Below are 1,914 nucleotides of genomic sequence, written 5' to 3' on the forward strand. Positions count from 1 at the left end.
TTGAAAAAAAGATATTTGCCTTTATTGTAAATCAGATAAATCATACTGAACAACAGTCGGGGAACTTAACTTTGGAGATACCATTGGTTGAAGTAGCTAAATATGTACCTTACGCAAAAATTCAAGAAGCTGCACAATCGCTGGTAAAAAAGGTGATTGAATGTAATGTTGATTTTAAAGATGAGTTCCGTTACGTTGTACCGTTTCCAGAGGTTTCATATAATCTAAATCGTAGTGGACTTTTAGAAGTAACCATTTATGATAAAGTTGTGCCGTTATTCAAAGAGCTTGGTAAAGAATATACAAAATATCAATTGAATCTTTTTTTGGAATTAGAGAGTATTTACGCTCAACGGATGTATGAGATTATTTCCTTACATTTAGGTAGGAGGGAACGAGTTTTTACTTATACTTTGAAGGAATTACAACATATTTTAGATTTTCCTGAGAAGTACGAAAACTTTGATGTGAAAAGGTTTGTGTTAGGGCCAGCACAAAAGGAGTTAGAAAACAAAGTTGGGATTGTGATGGAATACTCTCCATCGAAAAAGATAGGCAAAAAAGTTATAGAGCTTCAATTTACAATTAAAACTAAAAAAGAAATAGCCTACGGATTGGTTGAATCTGATTTTGAGTCTTTATCAGAACTTGACTTTCACGAACAAAGAAGAATAGTAGCTAAGTTGGTAGATGAATACAACTTTAACGAGGGATTGAAAGATGCCATTTTGAAAAATATTAGTTTACTTAGAAAATTCATAGAGTTAGATAGGGGATTAGAGCATGGATTATATAGCTCTCAGACCAATCCAGTTGGTTATGTGGCTCAATCAATCAGAAATGAAGCAACTTTATTAGGTATAGAAATCAGTGAAAGCAAGAGTAATTAAATCGTTAGGGATGGAGTAAATTGTCTAAAAGCTGAGCTTGAGAATCCTTTATCTGGCAAAGCCGATAAAGATTGAGTTACGAAAGCCCGCCCGAAGGGAACGCCCTATTAATCCAAAAATATTTCTTGTAACGGACTGGCTTTTAAATCAACTTTTAGCTGGTTAAGTATCGCTTTTATTTCTTCAGGTTTCCAAACCAATGGATTTTTGAAGCGTTTCTTGATGCCGATATTATCTTTATCAATAATTCCTAAAAAGTAGAGTTGCTTGAATAATTTATTTTCTTCGATAAATTTTGAGAAAGACTCTAAGAATGTATAGTATTCAATGAGCGGTTTTTTATCAATATTGAGTAAATCTGCCAATACTAAAAAGTCTTTATGAATCATCACATCTCCACCATTCAGTTTAGAATAAGCAGTTGAAACCGACACTTCTAACCTTCTTGCAATATCCTTAATTTCAAAGTCAGTTACTTTTATTCTGTCTTGAATTTTTTGCTTAGTAGCATTATAATCGTTTAGTATATTCTCAAATTTTCTCATTTATTATTTGATATTATCGGGGTAAATCCTTGTGATAAACTCACGAGTTCGGCGGTCATAAATGTTTCCATGAGTCCAAGTAATTCCTTCGTTATTTACCCATTGAGCCGCTTTTTTTGTATCATGTACGAAACCAAGATGCAACACTTTTTCATCATTATTGAAGAATGTAGCTGCATAATCATTCTTTTTGCCTTTCATTCGGTGAAAAATAAAAATTGTGGAACGGTCGCTCAGCATGAGAGAACGTTCCACAAAGTTAAACTAATAAACTTAATTGTACTACCTTTTTATCGGTTTGCACCACCCTCAAAGGTGGTGCAAACCGATTTTTTCAAAATCAGCCTTGAGCCTTGTGTGGAGCAAAGCGAACGAAAATTCCTTAATTTAATGCTTGCATCGCTGATAGGCGATGCAAGCCGATTTTTTTAGCTCAAAACAAGCTCATTACAGAACTTATAGGCGTTTTGGTTCATATC

Annotated in this window: 3 protein-coding genes; 1 reads left to right on the forward strand and 2 read right to left on the reverse strand. The window is 33.8% G+C overall.

The window, feature by feature from the left end; translation table 11 throughout:
* Window positions 1-890, forward strand: an 890-nt coding sequence (locus tag ACOVO2_RS19735) for a replication initiation protein (protein ID WP_421771628.1), incomplete at its 5' end; no start/stop codon positions are given.
* A gap of 107 nt (window positions 891-997) precedes the next feature.
* Here ACOVO2_RS19735 and ACOVO2_RS19740 read toward each other — a convergent pair.
* Together ACOVO2_RS19740 and ACOVO2_RS19745 are read right to left on the reverse strand one after the other, a co-directional pair.
* Window positions 998-1,435, reverse strand: coding sequence for a hypothetical protein (locus ACOVO2_RS19740; RefSeq protein ID WP_421771629.1), 438 nt, complete (start codon window positions 1,433-1,435; stop codon window positions 998-1,000).
* 3 nt (window positions 1,436-1,438) lie between these two features.
* Window positions 1,439-1,690, reverse strand: a complete 252-nt coding sequence (locus ACOVO2_RS19745; RefSeq protein WP_421771630.1) for a hypothetical protein — start codon at window positions 1,688-1,690, stop codon at window positions 1,439-1,441.
* Window positions 1,691-1,914: the final 224 nt, after the last annotated feature.

The sequence above is a fragment of the Emticicia sp. genome (assembly GCF_049241225.1).
In the GTDB taxonomy this organism is placed as follows: Bacteria; Bacteroidota; Bacteroidia; order Cytophagales; family Spirosomataceae; genus Emticicia.

What these genes read in the sequence shown, in the direction of transcription:
- ACOVO2_RS19740 (WP_421771629.1), bottom strand. Translation starts at nt 1,435, where the DNA reads ATGAGAAAATTTGAGAATATACTAAACGATTATAATGCTACTAAGCAA.